This window comes from Mycobacterium kyogaense (assembly GCF_003254575.1).
GTDB classification, from domain to species: Bacteria; Actinomycetota; Actinomycetes; order Mycobacteriales; family Mycobacteriaceae; genus Mycobacterium; species Mycobacterium kyogaense.
In genome coordinates, this window is the sequence record NZ_QJUA01000003.1 from 136,569 (window position 1) to 157,250 (window position 20,682).

The following is a 20,682-nucleotide window of genomic DNA, read 5'->3' on the forward strand; positions in this document are numbered from 1 at the left end:
TCTCACAAGCGCCTGTCACGAGCCGAGCCCCAGCGCCGCCGACAGCGGCCAGTGGCTGCGCGCGTTGGCCGGTCCGGGCGCGTACACGCCGGCTTTACTGGTCGAGAGCCCCAGCCCGACGATCGCCTGGGCCAGCGCGACGGCCGCGGCGACACCGTCGACGGCGGGCACTCCGACGTCGTCGGCGATCGCCGCGGTCACCCCCGCCATGCCCGCACAGCCGAGACAGATCACGTCGGCGCCGTCCTCGGTGACGGCGCGCACCGCCTCGGCGACGATGGCCCGAACCGCGCCTTCGGGGTCGGCGTCCACCTCCGCGGTGCCCAGACCGCAGGCCCGCACGGAGGCGCAGTGCGCGTCCAGACCGGCCAGCAGCAGCCGATCCTGGATCGGCGCGATCGATCTGGCCAACGTCGTGATGACCGAGAACCGGCGCCCGATCAGGTGGGCCACGTGGGCCGCGCACTCGGCGATGTCGAACACCGGGACCGTCAGCATCTCGGCCAGGGCATCGCGGCCGTGCTCGCCGAATCCTGCGAGTACGACGGCGTCGAAGTCGAACTCCCCCGCCGCCTGCAGGGTCGCGACGACGTCCATCACCGCGACAGCCGACACATAGCTCTCCCCCGCAGAGTCGATGGCCACCGACCCGAACGGCGCACTGCGACAGATGATCTCGGTGTCCGGACCAGCGGCGGCGACCGCAGACGATGCGATCTCAGCGCCCATCGACGCCGACGTGTTGGGGTTCAGGACGAGCAGTCTCACGCCGCCACCCCGAGCGCCTCGTAGACAGTCCTGCCCTCCACCCACGTCCGGTGGACACGACCGCGCAGCACCATGCCGTCGTAGGGGGTCAGTGGGTGCCGGTGCCGCAGGCGCGCTGCCACCACCTGTTCGGTGGCATCGGGATCGAACTCGCACAGGTCCGCCCGGGCGCCGACTGCGATGCGGCCACGGTCCGTCCAGCCCGCCAGCCGCGCCGGGCGCTCCGACATCCACCGGCTCAGCTCCGCCACACCGAAACCCCGTGACGCGGCCTGTGTCCAGACGGCGCGAGGGCTCACCTGCAGTGAGCTGATCCCTCCGTATGCGGCTCCGAAGTCGCCGGCGCCTTTGAGATCTGGCGCGCAGGGTGAGTGGTCCGAGACCACCATGTCGAGGACTCCGGCGGCCAGGCCCGCCCACAGCGCGTCCCGATCGTCCTCGGACCGGATCGGCGGGCAGGCCGCGAACTGTGTACCGCCGACCGGGACGTCGTCGGTGGCGAACGTTAGATAGTGCGGGCATGTCTCGGCCGTCACGGTCACACCGTCCGCCTTGGCAGCGGCCAGGACCTGCACCGCCTCGGCGCTCGACACATGGACGATGTGGACGCGGGCTCCCGTGTCGCGCGCCACCTCGACCGCCAGGGCGACCGCGTCGACCTCGGCGGCTGCCGGACGGGACGCCAGGAACGACTGGTAGGACCGTCCCGACGGCGGTGTGCTCCGGGTGAGGACAGTGTGATCCTCCGCGTGCACAAGCAACACCGATCCGAGGTCGGCGATCTCGCGGGCGGCGGCGGCGAACTCGTGGGGCGTGAGATGACCGAAGTGGGGGTTGCCGGAGTCGGCGAGGAAACACTTGAAGCCACGCACGCCGGCGTTCGCCAGCGGCCGCAACGCGCCGAGGTTCTCCGGGACCACGCCACCCCAGTATCCGACCGAAACGCGGCACCGACCCTGTGCCGCAGCTTTTTTCGCGTCCAACGCGGCGACGGTCGTGGTCACCGGCAACGAATCCAGCGGCATGTCGACCAGCGTCGTGATGCCGCCGCGGGCGGCGGCCTCGGTCGCGGTGGCGAAGCCTTCCCAGTCGGGGCCGGGGTCGCTGACGTGGACATGGCTGTCGACGAACCCCGGCAGCAGCACGGCGCCGGCGGGTACCGTCACCTCGGCGCGGGCGTCGTAGGCGGCGTCGTGGGCCCCGACGTCGACGACGGCCCCCCGCGCGACGGCCACCGCTGCCGGGCGGATGCCGCCGTCGATCAGCGCCCGGTCGGCCCGCAGCACCAGATCGATCACCGCGCGAACCGTTCGTGGAAGTGCTGTGTCATCTCCGGCCAGACGTGCGGATCATGGCCGGGGATCAGCGGATAACCCTTCTCATCGGCCAGTCTCTTGAGCCGTCTGATGGGTTCCACCGTGTCGGCGGGATCGACGTCGATGAAACCCCCGATGGCCAACTCGTGTTCGATGTTCTCGGTCAGGTCGGCCGCGTCGAAGGCGAAGACGTAGCCACCCCCGCCGACCGACTCGTCCAGTTCGACGACGAAGCTCTGATGCCCCGGGGTGTGCCCGTAGGTGGGGACCGCGGTGATCCCGGGGGCGATGTCGGCTTCGCCGTCGGCGAGCTGCCAGTCGATCGACGGGTCATCGAAGTCCACGCGGAAGATGGCGTGCCGCTCGGGCTCTGGATGATTGGCCAACCCGTACTCCACCTCACGCCGCTGGGCGTGCACCGGCACCTTGCCGGCGAACAGCTTCAGCCCGCCGGCGTGATCGGTGTGCAGGTGCGACACCGCCACCACCCGGATGTCGTCGACGTCGATTCCGATGTCGGCCAACGACTCCTCGATCGGCTCCCCCAGCCCAGGGAGGATGGGCTGGTACTCGACACTCGGGTAGTAGCGGCGCCGCAGATGGGGATCGCGGATCAGCGCGGTGTTGAAGCCGGTGTCGAGCAGGACCCACCCGCCGTCGGTCTGCAACAGCACACCGGGGACCGGTTCCCGCAACCGGATGTCGTCGGGTGCACCGTGCACCGACACCGACTTCGGCAGTTCCTCCCATCCGAGCGTCAGCAGCACGATGCGCCGAACGCCACTGCGGCGCACCAGCGTCGCCATCAGCCGACCGACAACGCAGCCAGGCGTAGCGAGTTGGGATTGGTCACGACGTGCGCCGCTTCGACACCCTTGAGCCACGGCTGAGCCACCATGAAATCGTTGACGTCGGCGACGTTGAGCCAGCAGCCCGTCTTCACCGCTTCCTCACCGGCGGTGGAGAAGTCGGCGTCCGCTCCGGTGGGCAGGCCCTTGGCCAGCGCATCGGCGATCCCCGGCGAGGAGCACCCGAAGAAGTTCAGACCGCCGTCGGCATCCCAGGAGATGTGGCCCCAGGTGTAGGGCGACGGTGCGTCGGGCCACCCGAGGTAGGTCATGATCTCCGGCGCCGCCTGCCCGTCACCGCCGATCCAGCCGTAGATCTCCGAGGTCGGGTACGCCTGCACCTTGGCGGTCAGACCGGCCGCGGCCAGCTGGGTTTGGAGCAGATTGCTGATCAGCTGGTTGTCCGGGTTGGACGAGTCGTAGCCGATGGTGACGGCCTTCTGGTCGGCAGGCAGGCCCGCGGCGATGCCGGACAGCACCGACGGATCGTGGGTCACCGACTGCTTGGCGTACTGCGCCTCCATGACGTTCGGCGGGTAGATCTGCTCGGCTTTCTTCCCGCGGCCGAAATAGGTCTGCTTCACCAGCTCGTCCACGTCGACGGCTTGCATCACAGCGTTGCGGTTCTTCGCGTCGGTCATCATTCCCTTCTTGGGGTTGATGTACACGAAGTTCGACATCATGGTCGGCAGCGAGTAATTGGTGAACGCCTTGTTGTCGAGGTAGGACTGCACCGCCGACGAGGGCAGATCGTGCAGGATCGCGGCGAGCTGACCGTTGTTGAACTGCAGCTGTTGTGCCGAGACGTCGGTGATCACCGGCATCTCGACCTTCTCGAAGTAGGGCTTGGCACCCCAGTAGTCCCCGAACGAGGTCAGCTCGTACTTCGAGCCGACCTCGGCGGCCGTCAGCGTGTACGGACCGGTGCCCAGATCATGGGTGGTGAGGTAGGTCTGCGCGTTGTCGGCGCCCGCATTCTTCTGCAGCCCCTCGGGGCTGAGCATCCTCGGCCCGTACGGGCAGGCCAGATAGTCGAGGAACGCCGAGTTGGGCGCCTTGAGCGTGACGGTGACGTCGTAGTCGCCCTGGGTGGTGACGGACTCGATGTCGGAGACCATGTACGCCGGCCCCTGGTTGACCGCGGCCCGCCGGTCGAAGGAGGCCTTGACCGCGGCCGACGTGAAGGGTGTCCCATCGTGGAACTTGACGCCCTGGCGCAGTTGGAACGTGTACACCCGGTTGTCCGGCGAGACCGTCCACTTGGTGGCCAGCAGCGGCTCGAATTCGGGCTTCTCGGTGCCGCCCTTGTACTGCAGCAGGCCTTCGTAGGTGTTCGTGGTCAGCAGCAGGCCCTGGCCGGCGTAGAAGATGTCGGGGTCCGGCGGCTGGCCGATGTCCTGCAGGAACGACAGGTGCAGGACCTTGTCGGTGGGCGCCGCACTGGGTGTACTGCCGCCGGAATCCGAACCGCCGCAGGCACTCAGGGTCAGCACGACGGCTGCCAGGGCAGCACCGAACCTCAGACGTCGGCTCATCGTGCCGCTCCTTCCAAAACGTTTGTCGCCGCACCGATCTCGGTGAAGGCGTCGAGGATCTCCTCGGTGGTGCGCATGGCACCGGTCTGCAGGTACTCCATCGCGTCGAGCGCGGCGTCGTGGCGGTACTGCGTCGAGCCACCCACGCAGTCGGTCACCACGCGCACGTAGAAGTCGCGCTGGTGGGCGTCGGCGAACGTGTAGTGCACGCAGACGTCGGTGAGGCCACCGACGAGGATCAGCGTGTCGGCCTTCAGTCCGGAGAGCACGATCTCGAACTCCGTGCCGATGAAGCCGGAGTAGCGGCGCTTGACGATGTGGAACTCGTGATTGGGCCCGTCGAGGTCGGGCAGCAGGGCGGGGTGCAGCGGGGTGCCCGGGCGGCCGTCCACGCAGTGCTCACCCTCCACACCGTCGAGTTCCCGGCCGAAGTCGATGCCGCTGGGGCGGTGCACCTCCTGGAAGAACACGATGGGGATGCCGGCCGCGCGGGCGGCGTCGATCATGCGTTGGGCGCGGGCGACGCGGTCGTCGTAGCCGGGCATGTGTTCGATGCCCACCTCCTCGGCGGGCATACCGCCGGCCTCCTGCATGTCGACGACGACGAGCACTGGGTTGCCCACGATCAGTGGCTGTTTCGGCACCTATCCTCCTGTGACTGCGATGCGGGGGTCTGCGGCGGCCTGGAGCAGGTCCACGGCCGTGTTGATGACGACATAGAGGGCGCCGAGCATGAGCGTGACGCCGGCGATGGCGGGAAAGTCCGCGACGGGGATGCTCTGGGCGATGTACTGGCCGATGCCCGGCCAGCCGAACACCTGCTCGACCACCAGCACACCGGAGAACATCAGTCCGATCTGCAATCCGGTCATCGACAGCGCGGCGCCGACGCAGTTGCGCAGCACATGGCGGGCCATGATCTGGGTCTCCGACAGGCCTTTGGCGCGAGCCGTCCTGGCGTAGTCGCTGTCGATGTCGTCGAGCAGGCTGCTGCGCAGCACCCGTCCGATCGCCACGGCGGGGCCGAGCGCGATGACCACAGCCGGCAACAGGAGGTGGTGCAGCGCGTCACCGACGACGTCGAACCGTCCGTGCAGCAGCCCGTCGACCGTCAGCAGACCTGTCGGTCCGTCCGGGACGTCGCCGAGCGCGGTGCGGCCATTGGCCGGCACCCAGCCGAGCGTCTTGTAGAACACGAGGAGGCCGAGGATGCCGAGCAGGAACATCGGCGCCGACGAGCTGGTGAACAGGACAGCACGCAACACCTGCGCGCCGGGCCATTTGAGCGTGGTGCTGAATGCGAGCAGGGCTGCGAGCACCAACGCGATGGCCAGACCGAACATCGCCAGTTCCAGCGTGGCCGGGAAGAACGTGCCGAGATCCGACAGCACATCATGTCTGGTCCGATAGGACGTACCGAGATCACCGGTCGCGGCGCCGGTCAGATAGTGCCAGAACTGCACCAGCACAGGGTCGTTGAGGCCCAGCTCCTCCCGGCGCGCAGCGACGGCTGCACCGGAGGCTTGGGCACCCATCTGCGCCTTCACCGGGTCCAGCGGCGAGATGTGCTGCAGCAGGAACATCACCCCGGTCAACGCGACCAGGATCGCGAACATCGCCGCGACCCGCGTCATCACGAACGTCTTCATGCGCGGTCCTTCATCAGGTTGCGCAGGCAGTCGCCTGCGATGTTCCCCACAAGAGCCAGCACGAGCACGGCCAGGCCGGGCATCACCGGAATCCACCACTGCTGCAGGAAATAACTCAGATTGCGCGCGGAGTCGGCACCGAGTTCAGGGGCCGGCGCGGCCTGACCGAGCCCGAGGAAGGACAGTGCCGCCAGCGTCAGGATCAGCGTGCCGATGTCGAGGCTCGCGGCGACCAGACTGTTCGGCAGTGCGCCGGGCAGCAGGTGCCGGATGGCCAGCCGAATCGGGTTGACCCCCGCCAGTTTTGCGGCCTCCACGTGCGGGCGGGCCGCCAATCGGGCCACCTCTCCCCGGACGAGTCGTGCGTAGAAGGGCCACCACACGATCGACACGGCGATCAGCGTGTGGACGAAGCCCGGCCCGAGCGCGGCGACCACGGCGATCGCCAAGACGGGGGCAGGTAGCGAGAGGAACGCGTCGGTGATGCGCATGAGCACGGTGTCGAGCCACCCACCGGTCGCGCCGGCTATCAAGCCGATCAGCCCGCCGATGAGCAATCCGACTGCGACGACGACCAGGGCGGCGAACCAGCTGGAGCGAGCGCCGTAGAGCACCCGCGACAGGATGTCGCGGCCAATGCTGTCGGTGCCCAGCAGGAACCCGTTGCTGCCCGGCGCTTGCAGCGGCAAGCTGACCGGCAGCAAGGGGTCGTGCGGCGCCAGCACCGGCACCGCGAGCGCCAGCGCGGTCACGACGAAGATCGACGCGAACCCGATCCAGTTCACCAGCGGCAGCGTCGTCGCGGGCATGCGCACGAGGCGCAGCGAACCGCGCTGCCGCCGAGAACCGACAGTCGTCACACCTGGCACCGCCATTGCCATCAGTGGGCCCGCCTTTCGATACAGGCGACGCGGTGCGCGCTGCCGGGACGGCCTTCGAGCCGGACGTCGAGGCCGGGGTCACCGCACGCGTCGATCGCGATCGGGCAGCGCGGATGGAACGCACAGCCGTCCGGCGGCGCCAGTGGGCTCGCCGGTTCACCTGACAGAGAACGCAATTCGCGGCCGAGATCAGGAATCGAAGCGACCAGCGCCTGGGTGTAGGGATGAGCCGGACGGCTGATCACCTCGTCGGCGTGGCCGACCTCGACGATGCGGCCCAGGTACATCACCGCGATACGGTCGGCGACCACGCGCGCCACCGCGAGATCGTGGGTGACGAACAGCACCGACATGTTCAGCGAGCGGCGCAGGTCGCCGATGAGATTGAGCACCGATGCGGCGAGCGAGACATCCAGTGCGCTGGTCGGCTCGTCGCACAGCAGCACCGAGGGCGGGATCACGGTGGCCCGCGCCAGCGCGACGCGCTGGCGCTGACCGCCCGAGAGTTGGCCGGCACGGGCGGTGGCGATGTCTGCGGGCAGTCCGACGCGCTCGAGAACCTCGGCCACCGCGGCGCGACGCTGGGCGCGCGAGCCCTTCCTGACCCGTTCACCGATGATCTCGCCGACCGACAGCCACGGCGTCAGCGATGCGCCTGCGTCCTGGAACACCATCTGCGGGCGCTGACCGTCCGCCAGCGCCACTGAGCCCGACGTCGCCTTCTCCAGGCCCGCGATGACCCGCAGCAGGGTGGACTTCCCGGACCCGCTCTCCCCCACCAGCGCCACCGACTCGCCCTGCGCCACCCGCAGTGACACGCCGCGCAACGCCTGGAGCTTGCCCGCACCGGCGGTGCGGTCGAGCCACCGGCGCGCCACGGTGAACGTCTTCGTCACGTCGCGCAGGTCGACAGCGCCCGGGCCGTCCTCCTGAATCGTCGCCTCGGACCGGGTGTCCTCGTCGTCGGGTTCGACCGTCTTGCTGTACTCGTCGGTGACCTGGTCGGGGGTTCGCACACAGGCGCTGACCCGGCCCGGTCCGACCGCGACGGGATCCGGCGGGGTCAGCTCGCATTCGGGCGCGGCGAGTGCACATCGGGGGACGAATGCGCAGCCGGGAAGCGGGGCGGCAGCGCTGGGCACCGAGCCCGCCAGCGCCGCGAGCTTGCGGTCTCGCTCCGTCTGCAGCGTCAGCCGCGAGCCGAGCAGACCGGCCGTGTAGGGATGCGCCGGCGCGTCGAGAACCTCTGCGGTGGGCCCGATCTCGGCGATGCGGCCGGCGTAGAGCACCGCGATGCGGTCGGCGATCTGTGCGGCGACCCCGAGATCGTGGGTGATGAGCACGATGCTGCACCCGATCTCATCGCGCAGCCGCTGCAGAAGAGCCAGCACCTGTGCCTGCACGGTGACGTCGAGGGCCGTCGTGGGCTCGTCGGCGATGACGAGCTCGGGGTTGCCCGCGATCGCGATCGCGATCATCACGCGCTGCCGTAGACCGCCCGACAGTTGATGCGGGTAGGCGCGCATCCGGGACTGCGGGTCGGGGATACCGACCGCGGTGAGCAGCCGAAGCGCCTCGGCGGAGCTGCCGGCGACCTCTTCGACCTGCTTGCCGATCCGCATCGTCGGGTTCAACGAGGTCATCGGGTCCTGGAAGACCGCGCCGAGATCGAGCCGACGCACCTTGCGCAGATTCTTTGGGTCGAACCCGGGCATCCCGGGCAGCATGTCCGATTCGGCGACGCGGACCCGGCCCTGGACTCGCGCACCGTCGGCGAGCAGCCCGAGCATGCTGAAGCCGAGCACGCTCTTGCCCGACCCCGATTCGCCTACCAGCCCGAGGATTTCGCCCGGCGCGATCGCCAGCGAGACGCCCCGCAGGGCGTGCACGTCGCGCCCTCGTCTGGTGAAGGTGACATGAAGATCGGCGACCGTGGCCACCGGGGCGCCGGTCGCCGACGCGTCCGGGACCGCTGCCGTGTCGGCGACGGTGGATGCGGTGCTGCCCACGTGGACGCTCCTGGAAGGTGATGGGTCTCGGGTCGGCGGCAGCGCGTCGATGCGCGGCCGGCCTGTCAATCGACAGTTTTCTCGGCGTGGGCGCCCGATGGGTGTCGCTGGAGTAACCAATTGACGGCCGAGGTAACCGATGGGTGTCCCGTGTTTCTATCGTGTGACAGATATGGACGGTGGTACCGAATCGGCTCGTGCTGAGCCACGATGAAGTCATGCCGCTGACCCGCGCCGGACGACCCCGGCTGCAGTCCCAGCGCCGCCCTGGCGTCACCGCTCGCGACGAAATCCTCGATGCCGCAGGCGAACTGTTCACCACCCAGGGCTACGCCGCGACGTCCACCCGCCACATCGCCGAATCCGTCGGCATCCGGCAGGCGTCGCTGTACCACTATTTCAAGACCAAAGACGACATCCTGTGCGCGCTGCTGAGTCAGACGGTCTCCCCCACCTTGTCGATCATTTCCGTCCTGCGGGAGGCCCAGCCGGCGATGACCGAGGCTCAGCAGCTGCACGCCCTGGCCGTCTTCGACGGCAGACAGCTGCTCAGCGGTCGGTGGAATCTCGGCGCCCTCTACCTGCTGCCGGAACTGCGCGACGCGCGGCTCGAACCGTTCTACTCCGAACGCGAACGGTTGCGCCGGCACTACCTGGAGCTGAGCGCGAGCATCCTGGCCGGCACGGGGATCGATCCAGCGGCCGCCGATCTACCGTTCCGACTCGTCGAATCCCTGGTGAACATGTGGTCCACGCCCGAAGGGGTGGCGCGCCAGCGGCTGCCCGGCCACGTCGCCGACGCCTGCCTGAGAGTGCTCGGGATCGCCGACCCGGCAGCGCTGCACGACCGCACGCAGGAGGCGCTCACCGCGGCCAACCGGTGACGATTCTCACCACGAGGTATGCGCATGGATGAATACGGGGCATCCTCGACGTTGGACTGCTCGGCCCGCCGGGGCGGGCCCCGAAAAACGCTGTGAAGACGAAAGAGGATGAGACTTTGACCACCGTATCCGCATACGCCGCCACCTCGGCCACCGAGCCGCTCACCAAGACCACGATCACCCGCCGCGACGTCGGCCCGCACGACGTCGCCTTCGACATTCATTTCGCCGGGATCTGCCACTCGGACATCCACACGGTGAAGGCCGAATGGGGTCAGCCCAACTACCCCGTCGTCCCGGGACACGAGATTGCCGGTGTCGTCACCGAGGTCGGCTCCGAGGTCACCAAGTACAAGGTCGGCGATCACGTCGGCGTCGGCTGTTTCGTCGACTCCTGCCGCGAGTGCGAGAACTGCAAGGACGGGCTCCAGCAGTACTGCACGGGCACCGGCATGGTCGGCACCTACAACGCCGTCGGTCGCGACGGTGAACCCACCCAGGGCGGCTATAGCGGCGCGATCGTCGTCGACGAGAACTACGTCCTTCGCATCCCCGAGTCCATTCCGCTGGACAAGGCTGCCCCGCTGCTGTGCGCGGGCATCACGCTGTTCAGCCCGCTGCGCCACTGGGAGGCCGGCCCCGGCAAGAGCGTCGCGATCATCGGCCTCGGCGGCCTGGGCCACATGGGCGTGAAGCTCGCCAAGGCGATGGGCGCCCACGTCACCGTGCTGAGCCAGTCACTGAAGAAGATGGAGGACGGTCTGCGCCTCGGCGCGGACGAGTACTACGCGACCAGCGACAACGACACCTTCAAGGCGCTGCGGGGCAAGTTCGACCTGATCCTCAACACCGTGTCGGCGAATCTGGACCTGGGCGCGTACCTCGGCCTGCTCAAGCGCGACGGCACATTGGTCGAACTCGGAATGCCCGAGCGGCCGATGGAGGTTCCGCCGTTCCCGCTCGCCGGCATGCGCCGCAGCCTGTCCGGCTCCATGATCGGTGGTATCCCCGAGACCCAGGAGATGCTCGACTTCTGCGCCGAGCACGACGTCGCGCCCGAGATCGAGGTCGTCCAGCCCGAGTACGTCAACGAGGCGTACGAGCGAGTGCTGGCCAGCGACGTGCGCTATCGCTTCGTCATCGACACTTCGACCCTGAGGTAAATCCCGTCAGTCCGGCCGCTCGCCGAGGTCCGTCCCGGCGAGCGGCCAGCCTGCTGCCGCCATACGGGCGGCGACACGTGCGACGTTCTCCGGCCCGGCGTCGTGGTGAGTGACTTCCGAGATGAACTCGGCGATGTGGTCGCGGTCGAGCACCGCATCAGTCGGTGTCCCGTGGGCTGTGATCCGCGCGATGATCTCCGTGATCTGTTCCTCGGTCAGCGGTGTGGCGCGCAGCAATGCCAGCAGCGGCACGCGATCGGGTCCGGGCACCCCGTCGGGGTAGCCCGCGCGTAACCAGTTGAGGATCGACTGCAGCAACGACGTGGTGGTCACCCCCTCAGTCTGAATCGTCCCGTCCTGCGGTGCCACGTCCGAAGGTCCCCAGTCCCTGCGGGGTGTCTGGTTCACAGCCGACCTGTGAGATCGCTGGGCGCTGTGTAAACACTTCATTTCACCGGTTGTCGCGTGGTCTAGACAGTGCGACGCTGTCGTTCGGTCCGCCTGTGCGCGGGCCGTTCTCGCACTGTTTACGTTTCCGGGAGACGCGATGGCCACCGAATCCGAAGCTGAATCCGCAGCAGCCACCACCGCTGCGCCGGCGGGGTTGAAGAAGGGCGCGATCGGCATGGTGGCGGTCATCTTCATGGCGGTCGCCAACGCCGCACCGATCACCGCGATGACCGGAAACGTGCCGATCGCCGTGGGTTTCGGCAACGGCCTCGGCGCACCGGCCGGGTTCCTGTTCGCCACGATCGCCCTGACGTTGTTCGCACTGGGTTACGTCGCGATGGCCAAGCACATCACGACCACCGGCGCGTTCTACGGCTTCATCTCGCACGGCCTCGGGCAGGTGTGGGGCATGGCCAGCGGGTTCCTGGCGACCTTCGCCTACGTGGTCTTCGAAGGTTCTCTGATCGGCGGGTGCGCGTACTTCGCCAACGACGCGGTCAATACCATTGCCGGCGTTGATGTTCCGTGGCTGGTCTTCGCGATCGCCGCGATCGCGGTCATCGGCGTGCTCTGCCATTTCCACATCAGCCTCACCGCGGCCATCCTCGGGGTGACGCTGGTGTCCGAAGTCCTCATCCTGCTCGCGTTGGCGTTCACGGTGATCGTCAAGGGTGGCGGACCCGACGGCTTCATGCTGGATCAGACGGTGCTGCTCAACAACGCATTCGAGAGCCTGCCCGAAGGTGCGTTCGGCACCGCCGCAGCCGCCGGCTCGATGGCCATCGGCCTGTTCTTCGCGTTCTGGTCCTGGGTGGGTTTCGAGACCACCGCGGTCTACGGCGAGGAGTCACGCAATCCGAAGAAGATCATCCCGCGCGCCACCCTGATCGCGGTGATCGGCTTGGGCCTGTTCTACACGTTCATCTCTGCGATGGTGCTGGCCGGCAACGGCGCGAAGACGTCGGTCGAGGCCTCGATCAGTTCGTCGCCACTCGATCTGTTCTTCAACCTGGTCCAGAGCAACCTCGGCGGTTTCCTGCTCGACGTCTACAAGATCCTGCTGGTGATCGGCTCGTTCGCCTGTGCGCTGGCCTTCCACAATGCGGCGTCGCGCTACCTGTTCGCCCTCGGTCGCGAAATCCCGGTTCGCGCAATCAAGTCGACGCTCGGCGCCGCGCACCCCAAGCACGGATCGCCCTACATCTCCTCGGCGGTGCAAGCCGTCATCACCCTGGTGATCGTGGTGCTGTTCGCGGTGTTCACCGCCGTGCAGGTGCCCGACGCCGACGGCGTGCCGGTGGATACGCCGAGCCTGGTGCCCTACGTCAACATCTATGGCCTGCTCGCACTGATCGGCACCGCCGCGATCCTTCTCGTGCAGGCGATCTGCTCGGCCGCAGTGATCTGGTACTTCTGGGTGCGGAAGGTGCACCGCGGTAACGTGATCACCACCCTGGTGTGCCCCCTGCTCGGCGGCGTGGCGATGGGTTACGTGGTCTGGCTGCTGTGGGACAACCGTGCCTTCGCCGCGGGCTATGCCGCCAACTCACTGGTGTTCAAGAACGCTCCGTTCTTCATCCTCGCGGTGTTCGTGATCGGCATCGTCTACGCGCTGTGGTTGCGCACCGCGCGGCCCGACACCTACGCCGAGATCGGCCGGACCGTCATGGAAGACGCCCACGAGCGCAGTTAGGCGCGCGCCGCGGCGCGGGTGAGCGCCCGGATGACGCTGTTGTGCGCCAACGTCACCTTGAAGGCGTTCTGGCTCAGCGGCTCTGCGCCCGCCACGGCGGCGCGCGCAGCCGCGGCGAAGACCTCGGGCCCCGGCGCTGTGCCGACCAGTTGCGCTTCGGCCGCCGGTACCCGCCATGGCTTGGCCGCTACACCGCCCAACGCGACGGCTGCCGACCGGATCACCCCGTCGACGATGTCGAGGCCCGCGGCCACCGACACGAGCGCGAACGCGTAGCTGTGCCGATCGCGCACCTTGAGATACCACCCGCGCTCGCCGAATGTGCTGGGCGGCAACTCGACCGCGGTGATCAGTTCCCCAGGTGCGACGGTGGTGTCACGCTGCGGCTGATCAGCGGGCAGGGCGAAGAAGTCGCCGATCGGGATCGATCGTGACCCTGCGGGCCCGGTGACGTGCACGACGGCATCGAGAGCGGCCAGCGCCACCGCCATGTCGGACGGGTGCACGGCGATGCACGTGTGCCTCCCCGGCGTGGCCCCGAAGATCGCGTGCTCCCGGTGCACGCCTGTCGCCGCACCGCATCCGGAGCCCGGGTCTCGCTTGTTGCAGACACTGAGCCCGGGATCCATGAAGTACGGGCAGCGGGTGCGCTGCATCAGGTTCCCGCCGACCGTGGCCATGTTGCGGATCTGCGTGGTCGCCCCCGACAGAATGGCCTGAGAGAGCATCGGATACGACGTCCGCACCAGCGGATCGTTGGCCACCGCGCTGTTGGACAGCCCCGAGCCGATGAGCAGGCCACCCGACTCGGTGGGACGCAGCGAGTCGAGGTCCAGAGAACCGACGTCGACGAGTGAGTCAGGATTCTCGACCCCGGTCTTCATCAGGTCGAGCAGATTGGTGCCGCCGGCGTAGTACCGCGCGTCACCTGCGGCACGCCCGACCGCATCGTCGAGCGTCACCGCGCGGTGGTAGGTGAACGTCTTCATGAGTTCTCGTGCACGCTGCTGATCGCGGCGACGATGTTCGCATAGGCACCGCACCGACAGATGTTGCCTGCCATCCGTTCTCGGATCTCCTCTTCGCTCAGCCGGGGCGGGCCGGACACCACGTCGTCGTGGCTCCCCTCGAACGACGCCGCCGACAGATCTCCCGCGGCGTACTCACGCAACAGCGCTCGCGACGAACACAGCTGTCCCGGTGTGCAGTAGCCACACTGGAAACCGTCGTGGTCGATGAATGCCTGCTGCAGCGCAGTCGGCGTCTCACCGTCGGCCATCCCCTCGACCGTGTCCACGCCGGCGTCGTCGATGGAGGCGGCCAGTGTCAGGCAGCTCAGCACCCGCCGGCCGTTCACCTCGACCGTGCACGCCCCACAGAGCCCGTGGTCGCAGCCCTTCTTCGTCCCGGTGAGCAGCAGCCGCTCCCGCAGCACGTCGAGCAGGGTCGACCGGATGTCGATGTCGATCTCGTGCCGGACGCCGTTGACGGTGAGCCGGACGTGATGGGCGCAAGGACTCACGACTGTCCTCCTCGGTCGGGTTCCAACAGGTCTTCGCAGACGATCGGTAAGGTGCGCAGCCGTTTTCCGATCGCATGGTGAATGGCGTTGGCGATGGCCGCGGGTACCCCGCAGACGCCGATCTCCCCGATTCCGCGGACACCGATCGGATCGAGTTCGTGGTCTGGATGCTCGAGGAAGGAGATGTCGAAATCCGGCCGATCTGCGTGAGTCGGTACGTAGTACTCGCCGAGCGGCGCGCCGGTCGTCGGGTCGTGGGGTACCTGTTCGAGCAGCGCCATGCCGACGCCGAAGGTGATGCCGCCCATGACCTGGTTGGCCGCCAGCTTCGGGTTGAGCACTCGACCGCAGTCCATCACCGCCACCCAGCGGGTCACCGTGGCGCGGCCCAGCATCTCGTCGACCTCGACCTCGCAGAAGTGCGCGCCGAAGGACTGCGAGACCGCGCCGGCCTCCGGTGCGCCGCCGCTCGTCACCGTGAAGGTGAGTTCCGCTGCCAGCTCGGGGTCGGCGCCGTCCGTCGGGAATGTCCGTGTGCCCAGTCTGCGTGTCCATTCCCGGGCTGCTGCGTACACCGCGGACCCGACCGTTGCAGTGGTCTGCGACGCCCCGCTGTAGGGGGCGTCGGGAAAGTACGAGTCGCCGGAGTGGAAGCTCACGCGATCCAGCGGCAGGCCGGTCGTGTCGGCGGCCACCTGCGTCATGACGGTGCGCACACCGGTGCCCACCTCGTGGGTGGCGGCGCTGAACCGCACGTGTCCGTCGGGCAGCGTCTCCACACTGCAGCTCGCCGGCATGCGCCGACCCGGATAAGTGGCCGTCGCCATCCCCCAGCCGACCTGAACCCCGTTGCGCACCAACGATCGTGGCGCCGACGGGCGGTCGTCCCACCCGAAGCGGCGCGCCCCGGTCTGATAACACAGTGTCAGATCGGCCGCCGACCACGGCCTCCCGTTGGTCTGGTCGCGGTCGGTCACATGTGCCATCCGCAGCTGCAGCGGATCCTGGCCGGTCGCCGCGGCCAGCTCGTCCATCGCGACCTCGAGCGCGAACAGACCGGGCGCCTCGCCCGGCCCCCGCATGAAACAGGGAGTGGGTGCGTTGATGCGAGCCACCGTGTGCGACACGATCATCCGAGGCGAACGGTAGAGGAACCGGGTCGACAAACCGGCGGGTTCACAGAAGTGCGCGACGGTCGAGGTTTCGGTCAGGGTGTGGTGTTCGGTGCTGACGATCGCGGCGGCCTCATCGGCCACGAGCCGGATCGTCTGCTCGGCGCGGGGCCGGTGACCGGTCGAGGTGTACATCTGGTCACGGGTCAGCACGAGCTTGACCGGTCGGCCGACCTCGCGCGCGGCGACCGCGCACAACACTACGTGCATCCACAGAAAGCTCTTGCTGCCGAACGCGCCGCCGACCAGCGGCGAGAGAATCCGAATCCGATCCTCGACGATCCCCAGATACGCTGCGAGAGCCCGCCGTTCGCCGGTGATCCACCGGGTGCAGTCGTGGATGACGAGATCGTCACCCTCCCAGCGGGCGATCGTCGCCGACAGCTCGATCGGATAGTGCGTGTTGATCGGCGTCCGATAGGTGGACTCGATTCGGACGCCGGCGGGCTCGGTGGCCGGCCCCCGATGATCCTGCAACTTCTCCTCGGTGAGCTTGACGAAGTGATCGGGGCGGTAGGCGCCGTGGCGGACCGATCCGGCGTCGGGAACAGCCGGCTCGGCCAGAACCTGCCCCGCGCTCAGCTGGGCGGGTGACGCCTCGTAGTCGAAGCTCATCAGCGATGCGGCGTAGGTGGCGTTCTCCGGCGAGTCGGCCACCACCATCGCCACATGCTGACCCACGTGCTGAACCGTCAGATCCGACAGTGGGGGCCGCCGCTCCAGCGGCAGATCCCACGTCATGTCTTCTGGGAGTGTGTGCAGCACTGGACAATTGAGAGGGGTCAACACGAAGATCGACCCCGGCGCGCTCGCGGCTCGGGCGGCCGCGGCGGCCATCGAGTCGGTGGTGATGCGACCGTGCGGGATCTGGGCCTGCACCAGCACCGCGAACGCGGGGTCCTCGATCGGCGTGTCGGCGGTGTAACGCGCCGCGCCGGTCACCTTGTCCACTCCCTCGACCCGTGAGATGGGCCGACCGATCGAACGCGCCATGGCGACCAGTCTCGCGCATCTGCACCGAGGTCGCGTCGGTGCTGGCCCGACAACACGGCTACCGGCTAGCACCCAGACCGCACCTGGCCCGCAAGCCCCTCGTCGATGTCAGAATGACAGACCATGGGCGCTCTTCGGGTCGTGGTCGCCGACGACGACGTGCTGTTGCGGGAAGGCCTGGCGAGTCTGCTGCAGCGCTCGGGCATCGACGTCGTCGGTCAGGCCGGCGACGCTTCGGCACTGCTGGATCTGGTCCGCACCGAGAAACCCGACCTCGCTCTCGTCGACATCCGAATGCCACCCACCCACACGACGGAGGGCCTCGACGCGGCCCGGGTGATTCGCGACGAGGCGCCCGACATCGGCATCGTCGTTCTCTCCGCCCATGTCGATGTCGAGCACGCGATGGAGCTGCTCGCCGGCGGGCACGGAATCGGGTACCTGCTCAAGACGCGTGTCACCGACGTCGACGACTTCATCGACACGGTGCACCGCGTCGCCCACGGCGCATCGGTGGTCGATCCGGCGCTGGTGGCCGAACTGGTCGGCGCACGCAAACGCAACGATCCGCTGGCCGCGTTGAGCGCCCGCGAACGCGAGGTCCTCACACTGATGGCCGAGGGGCTGTCCAACGGCGGCATCGGCCGTCGCCTGTGGGTGACCGAGGGCACCGTGGAAAAGCACGTCCGGAGCATTCTGACCAAGCTCGATCTGCCCGAGACCGGTGACGACCACCGTCGCGTCCGAGCAGTGATCCTCTATCTCGAGTCGCGCTGAGCCGATTCCCGGGACGTTCGCCCCAGCAGGGCCAGCAGCGCCGCCGGAGACAGGCCCAGCTTCGGCACGAAGCCGAGCGCTCGGCTGGCGTCGATCAGATCGGCGAAATCCTGCTCATCGTGGGTCGAGGTCAAGATGACCGCGACATCGGCGAGGCGCTCCGCGACGTCGAATCCGTTGTCAGCGCCCAGATCCACGTCGACAAGAGCGACGTCCGGGTGCAGCTGCTGCGCGCACTGCACCGCCTCGGCAGCATCGGAGGCAACGCCGACCACGGTGAAACCACCGCGTTCGAGCACCACCCGGGCGGCGGCGCGGAAGTCGGCGCTGTCGTCGACGATCAAGCAGCGCGGACCAGTCATCCTTCGAGTGTGCCTACGCGATCACCTGTTGGCATTCCGGTTAACGGGAATCTTGGCCATTACCATCGGCCGGTGACCTGGAGTTCGCTTCCGACGAGGCTGCTCACCGTGATCGTGCGGCCCAACGCCCGTCCCCTCCGTGTGGGCATCGTGGTGGCCTGCGCATTCCTCGTCGCCGAGGTGCTCGCGGTGTTCGCGCTGAAACGGGTCGCACCCGAGAACGCCTTCGGCGCGCTGCTGCTGCTGGGAGTGCTGGTCGTGTCCGCCGGGTGGGGTTTCGGCCTCGCGGTCGCGACATCCTTGGCCAGTGCGGCGGTGTATGCGTATCTGCACCTCGAGGGCCGCGACAGCCTCGCCCCTGCGCTGGCGATCTTCCTGACGCTGGCGCTGCTGACCAACGCTCTGGTGGGGCACGCGCGGGTGCGAGCCGCCGAGGCCGAGCAACGCCGACGGCAGGCCGACACGCTGGCCTCGCAGCAAGCCGCGCTGCGTCGCGTCGCCACCCTGGTCGCGCGCGGCGCGGACCTCGGCGAGATCTTCCCCGTCGCAGTCAACGAACTGGCCGGGAGCCTGGGCGTTGATCAGGTCACTCTGCTGCACTTCCAGTCCGACGACACCTGCGTCGTCCTCGCCGCCTGCGACAGACCCGCCAAGCCCAGCCTGACGCCAGGTGAGCGGCTGCCCTTGGCCGGCGACAGCGTCAGCACCAGGATTCGCCGGGACGGCGCACCGGCTCGGATCGACGACTACGACGAGGCGACGGGTCCGATCGCACACCGGTTGCGCGCGTTGGGAGTTCGATCGGCCACGGGTGTCCCGCTATTGATCGGGGGCGAGGTGCGCGGTGCGCTCCTGGTGGGCTGTCTCGATTCCGAGGCCATCGCCGAGGACCTCGACGCCCACATCGGAGATTTCGCCGACCTGATCAGTACGGCCATCGCCAACGCCGAAACCCGTGCCGAACTGACCGCGTCACGAGCACGACTCGTCGCTGCTGCCGACGAGGCCCGGCGGGGCTTCGAACGCGACCTGCATGACGGGGCCCAGCAGCGGATCGTCTCGTTGAGCCTGCAGCTGCGCGCCGCGGAGGCGGCCGCCGGCACCGAGGAGTTGCGGGAGCAGTTGTCCACGGCGGTGGCGGGCCTGACGGATCTCTACTCGGATCTGCAGGAGCTCTCGCGCGGTATGCATCCCGCCGTGCTGTCCAAAGGGGGCCTGCCTGCCGCCCTCAAGGCACTGGCGCGCCGCTCGACGGTGCCGGTCGAGCTGACGGTCGAGGTGGCTCGACGGCTCCCCGAATCAGTCGAGGTGGCCGCCTATTACTGCGCGGCAGAAGCGCTGACCAACGCCGCCAAGCACGCCAGGGCCGAGGTCGCCACGATCGAAGCGACGCTCGATGGCGAGACGCTGCACCTGTCCGTCAGTGACGACGGCGTCGGCGGCGCCACCGCGGGCACCGGGTCCGGACTGATGGGTCTTCGAGACCGGGTCGAGGCCCTCTCCGGCTCACTGACCGTGGCGAGTGAGCCAGGCGCGGGCACCCGCATCACGGCGACCATTCCGGTCGGCGAGCGCGCGGAACAGTAGCCGAGCTACTAGAAGTCCCAGTCCTCGTCCTCGGTGACGACGGCCTTGCCGATGACGTAGCTGGAGCCCGACCCGGAGAAGAAGTCGTGGTTCTCGTCGGCGTTGGGGCTCAGCGCGGACAGGATCGCCGGGTTGACGTCGGTCTCGTCCTTGGGGAACAGCGCCTCGTAGCCGAGGTTCATCAGCGCTTTGTTGGCGTTGTAGCGCAGGAACTTCTTGACGTCCTCGGACAGGCCGACACCGTCGTAGAGATCCTGGGTGTACTCGACCTCGTTGTCGTAGAGCTCGAAGAGCAACTCGTAGGTGTAGTCCTTGAGCTCCTGCTTGCGGGCCTCGTCGGCCAGTGCCAGGCCCTTCTGGAACTTGTAGCCGATGTAGTAGCCGTGCACGGCCTCGTCGCGGATGATCAGCCGGATCATGTCAGCGGTGTTGGTGAGCTTGGCGCGGCTCGACCAGTACATGGGCAGGTAGAAGCCGGAGTAGAACAGGAAGCTCTCCAGCAGCGTCGAGGCGACCTTGCGCTTGAGCGGGTCGTCGCCCTTGTAGAAGTCCATCACGATCTGCGCCTTGCGCTGCAGATTCGGGTTCTCTTCCGACCAGCGGAAGGCCTCGTCGATCTCGGCCGTCGAGCACAGGGTGGAGAAGATGTTGCTGTAGCTCTTGGCGTGCACCGACTCCATGAACGCGATGTTGGTGTAGACCGCTTCTTCGTGCGGGGTGAGCGCATCGGGGATCAGGCTGACCGCGCCGACGGTGCCCTGGATCGTGTCCAGCAACGTCAGACCGGTGAAGACCCGCATCGTGAGCTGCTTCTCGTGGGCGTTCAACGTGCCCCAGGACGGGATGTCGTTGGACACCGGGACCTTCTCGGGCAGCCAGAAGTTGCCGGTCAGGCGTTCCCAGACCTCGGCGTCTTTCTCGTCCTGCAGGCGGTTCCAGTTGATCGCAGAAACGCGGTCGATCAATTTAATTCCGTCGGACACCTGGACCCCATTTCGCCGGATTCTCGCCTGTGTGAGCTGTTTTACAGGCCGCCACCGACACTACAACTTCTTGGGTGCGGAAACGGGTTC

The 20,682-nt window shown here is 67.9% G+C and carries 19 protein-coding genes; 5 read left to right on the forward strand and 14 right to left on the reverse strand.

Annotated elements, in window-relative coordinates:
• Positions 1-15: 15 nt before the first annotated feature.
• The 8 genes from DMB80_RS04000 to DMB80_RS04035 are packed head-to-tail and all read right to left on the reverse strand — an operon-like array spanning position 16 to position 9,006.
• Positions 16-768 carry an aspartate/glutamate racemase family protein gene (locus DMB80_RS04000; protein ID WP_111508641.1) on the reverse strand — a complete coding sequence of 251 codons (753 nt, stop codon included), beginning with the start codon at positions 766-768 and terminating at the stop codon, positions 16-18.
• Positions 765-2,066, reverse strand: coding sequence for an allantoinase AllB (gene allB / locus DMB80_RS04005; RefSeq protein ID WP_240430992.1), 1,302 nt, complete (start codon positions 2,064-2,066; stop codon positions 765-767). The genes DMB80_RS04000 and allB overlap by 4 nt, the downstream gene beginning before the upstream one ends.
• Positions 2,063-2,890 (reverse strand): N-acyl homoserine lactonase family protein, encoded by an 828-nt coding sequence (locus DMB80_RS04010; protein ID WP_111508642.1) that lies wholly within the window; start codon positions 2,888-2,890, stop codon positions 2,063-2,065. Before DMB80_RS04010 ends, allB begins: the two co-directional genes overlap by 4 nt.
• On the reverse strand, positions 2,890-4,467 hold the full coding sequence (locus DMB80_RS04015) for an ABC transporter substrate-binding protein (RefSeq protein ID WP_111508643.1): 1,578 nt from the start codon (positions 4,465-4,467) through the stop codon (positions 2,890-2,892). The genes DMB80_RS04010 and DMB80_RS04015 overlap by 1 nt, the downstream gene beginning before the upstream one ends.
• Positions 4,464-5,111, reverse strand: coding sequence for a cysteine hydrolase family protein (locus tag DMB80_RS04020; RefSeq protein WP_111508644.1), 648 nt, complete (start codon positions 5,109-5,111; stop codon positions 4,464-4,466). The genes DMB80_RS04015 and DMB80_RS04020 overlap by 4 nt, the downstream gene beginning before the upstream one ends.
• Positions 5,112-6,116 carry an ABC transporter permease gene (locus tag DMB80_RS04025; protein WP_111508645.1) on the reverse strand — a complete coding sequence of 335 codons (1,005 nt, stop codon included), beginning with the start codon at positions 6,114-6,116 and terminating at the stop codon, positions 5,112-5,114.
• On the reverse strand, positions 6,113-6,997 hold the full coding sequence (locus DMB80_RS04030) for an ABC transporter permease (protein WP_111508646.1): 885 nt from the start codon (positions 6,995-6,997) through the stop codon (positions 6,113-6,115). The genes DMB80_RS04025 and DMB80_RS04030 overlap by 4 nt, the downstream gene beginning before the upstream one ends.
• A complete protein-coding gene (locus DMB80_RS04035; RefSeq protein WP_111508647.1) occupies positions 6,997-9,006 on the reverse strand; it encodes a dipeptide ABC transporter ATP-binding protein in 2,010 nt (669 codons plus the stop codon). Before DMB80_RS04035 ends, DMB80_RS04030 begins: the two co-directional genes overlap by 1 nt.
• Before the next feature lie 218 nt (positions 9,007-9,224).
• On the opposite strand from DMB80_RS04035, the gene DMB80_RS04040 reads away from it, so the two are divergent.
• Both DMB80_RS04040 and DMB80_RS04045 read left to right on the forward strand, forming a co-directional pair.
• Entirely contained in the window at positions 9,225-9,890 is a 666-nt protein-coding gene (locus DMB80_RS04040; protein ID WP_111508723.1) for a TetR/AcrR family transcriptional regulator, read from the forward strand.
• A 116-nt stretch (positions 9,891-10,006) separates the two neighbouring features.
• Complete coding sequence (locus tag DMB80_RS04045; RefSeq protein ID WP_111508724.1) at positions 10,007-11,053, forward strand: NAD(P)-dependent alcohol dehydrogenase; 1,047 nt, start codon at positions 10,007-10,009, stop codon at positions 11,051-11,053.
• A gap of 6 nt (positions 11,054-11,059) precedes the next feature.
• Here DMB80_RS04045 and DMB80_RS04050 read toward each other — a convergent pair whose 3' ends face one another.
• Positions 11,060-11,386, reverse strand: coding sequence for a DUF3349 domain-containing protein (locus tag DMB80_RS04050; RefSeq protein WP_240430993.1), 327 nt, complete (start codon positions 11,384-11,386; stop codon positions 11,060-11,062).
• A 214-nt stretch (positions 11,387-11,600) separates the two neighbouring features.
• Between DMB80_RS04050 and DMB80_RS04055 the strand changes: the two genes are divergently transcribed.
• The gene (locus tag DMB80_RS04055) at positions 11,601-13,196 is read left to right on the forward strand and encodes an APC family permease (RefSeq protein WP_111508649.1); all 1,596 of its coding nucleotides are present in this window, start codon (positions 11,601-11,603) and stop codon (positions 13,194-13,196) included.
• Here DMB80_RS04055 and DMB80_RS04060 read toward each other — a convergent pair.
• The 3 genes from DMB80_RS04060 to DMB80_RS04070 are packed head-to-tail and all read right to left on the reverse strand — an operon-like array spanning position 13,193 to position 16,883.
• Entirely contained in the window at positions 13,193-14,185 is a 993-nt protein-coding gene (locus DMB80_RS04060) for an FAD binding domain-containing protein (RefSeq protein WP_111508650.1), read from the reverse strand. The two genes, DMB80_RS04055 and DMB80_RS04060, sit on opposite strands and share 4 nt — an antisense overlap.
• Positions 14,182-14,718 carry a (2Fe-2S)-binding protein gene (locus DMB80_RS04065; protein WP_111508651.1) on the reverse strand — a complete coding sequence of 179 codons (537 nt, stop codon included), beginning with the start codon at positions 14,716-14,718 and terminating at the stop codon, positions 14,182-14,184. Before DMB80_RS04065 ends, DMB80_RS04060 begins: the two co-directional genes overlap by 4 nt.
• Positions 14,715-16,883: a xanthine dehydrogenase family protein molybdopterin-binding subunit gene (locus tag DMB80_RS04070; RefSeq protein WP_111508652.1), complete on the reverse strand. Its 2,169-nt coding sequence runs from the start codon at positions 16,881-16,883 to the stop codon at positions 14,715-14,717. Before DMB80_RS04070 ends, DMB80_RS04065 begins: the two co-directional genes overlap by 4 nt.
• Before the next feature lie 123 nt (positions 16,884-17,006).
• On the opposite strand from DMB80_RS04070, the gene DMB80_RS04075 reads away from it, so the two are divergent.
• On the forward strand, positions 17,007-17,660 hold the full coding sequence (locus tag DMB80_RS04075) for a response regulator transcription factor (RefSeq protein WP_111508653.1): 654 nt from the start codon (positions 17,007-17,009) through the stop codon (positions 17,658-17,660).
• On the opposite strand, the gene DMB80_RS04080 is transcribed toward DMB80_RS04075, so the two are convergent.
• Positions 17,642-18,022 carry a response regulator gene (locus DMB80_RS04080; protein ID WP_111508654.1) on the reverse strand — a complete coding sequence of 127 codons (381 nt, stop codon included), beginning with the start codon at positions 18,020-18,022 and terminating at the stop codon, positions 17,642-17,644. The two genes, DMB80_RS04075 and DMB80_RS04080, sit on opposite strands and share 19 nt — an antisense overlap.
• A gap of 72 nt (positions 18,023-18,094) precedes the next feature.
• On the opposite strand from DMB80_RS04080, the gene DMB80_RS04085 reads away from it, so the two are divergent.
• The gene (locus DMB80_RS04085; protein WP_111508655.1) at positions 18,095-19,609 is read left to right on the forward strand and encodes a GAF domain-containing sensor histidine kinase; all 1,515 of its coding nucleotides are present in this window, start codon (positions 18,095-18,097) and stop codon (positions 19,607-19,609) included.
• 8 nt (positions 19,610-19,617) lie between these two features.
• On the opposite strand, the gene nrdF is transcribed toward DMB80_RS04085, so the two are convergent.
• Positions 19,618-20,580, reverse strand: a complete 963-nt coding sequence (gene nrdF / locus DMB80_RS04090) for a class 1b ribonucleoside-diphosphate reductase subunit beta (protein WP_162938402.1) — start codon at positions 20,578-20,580, stop codon at positions 19,618-19,620.
• Positions 20,581-20,682: the final 102 nt, after the last annotated feature.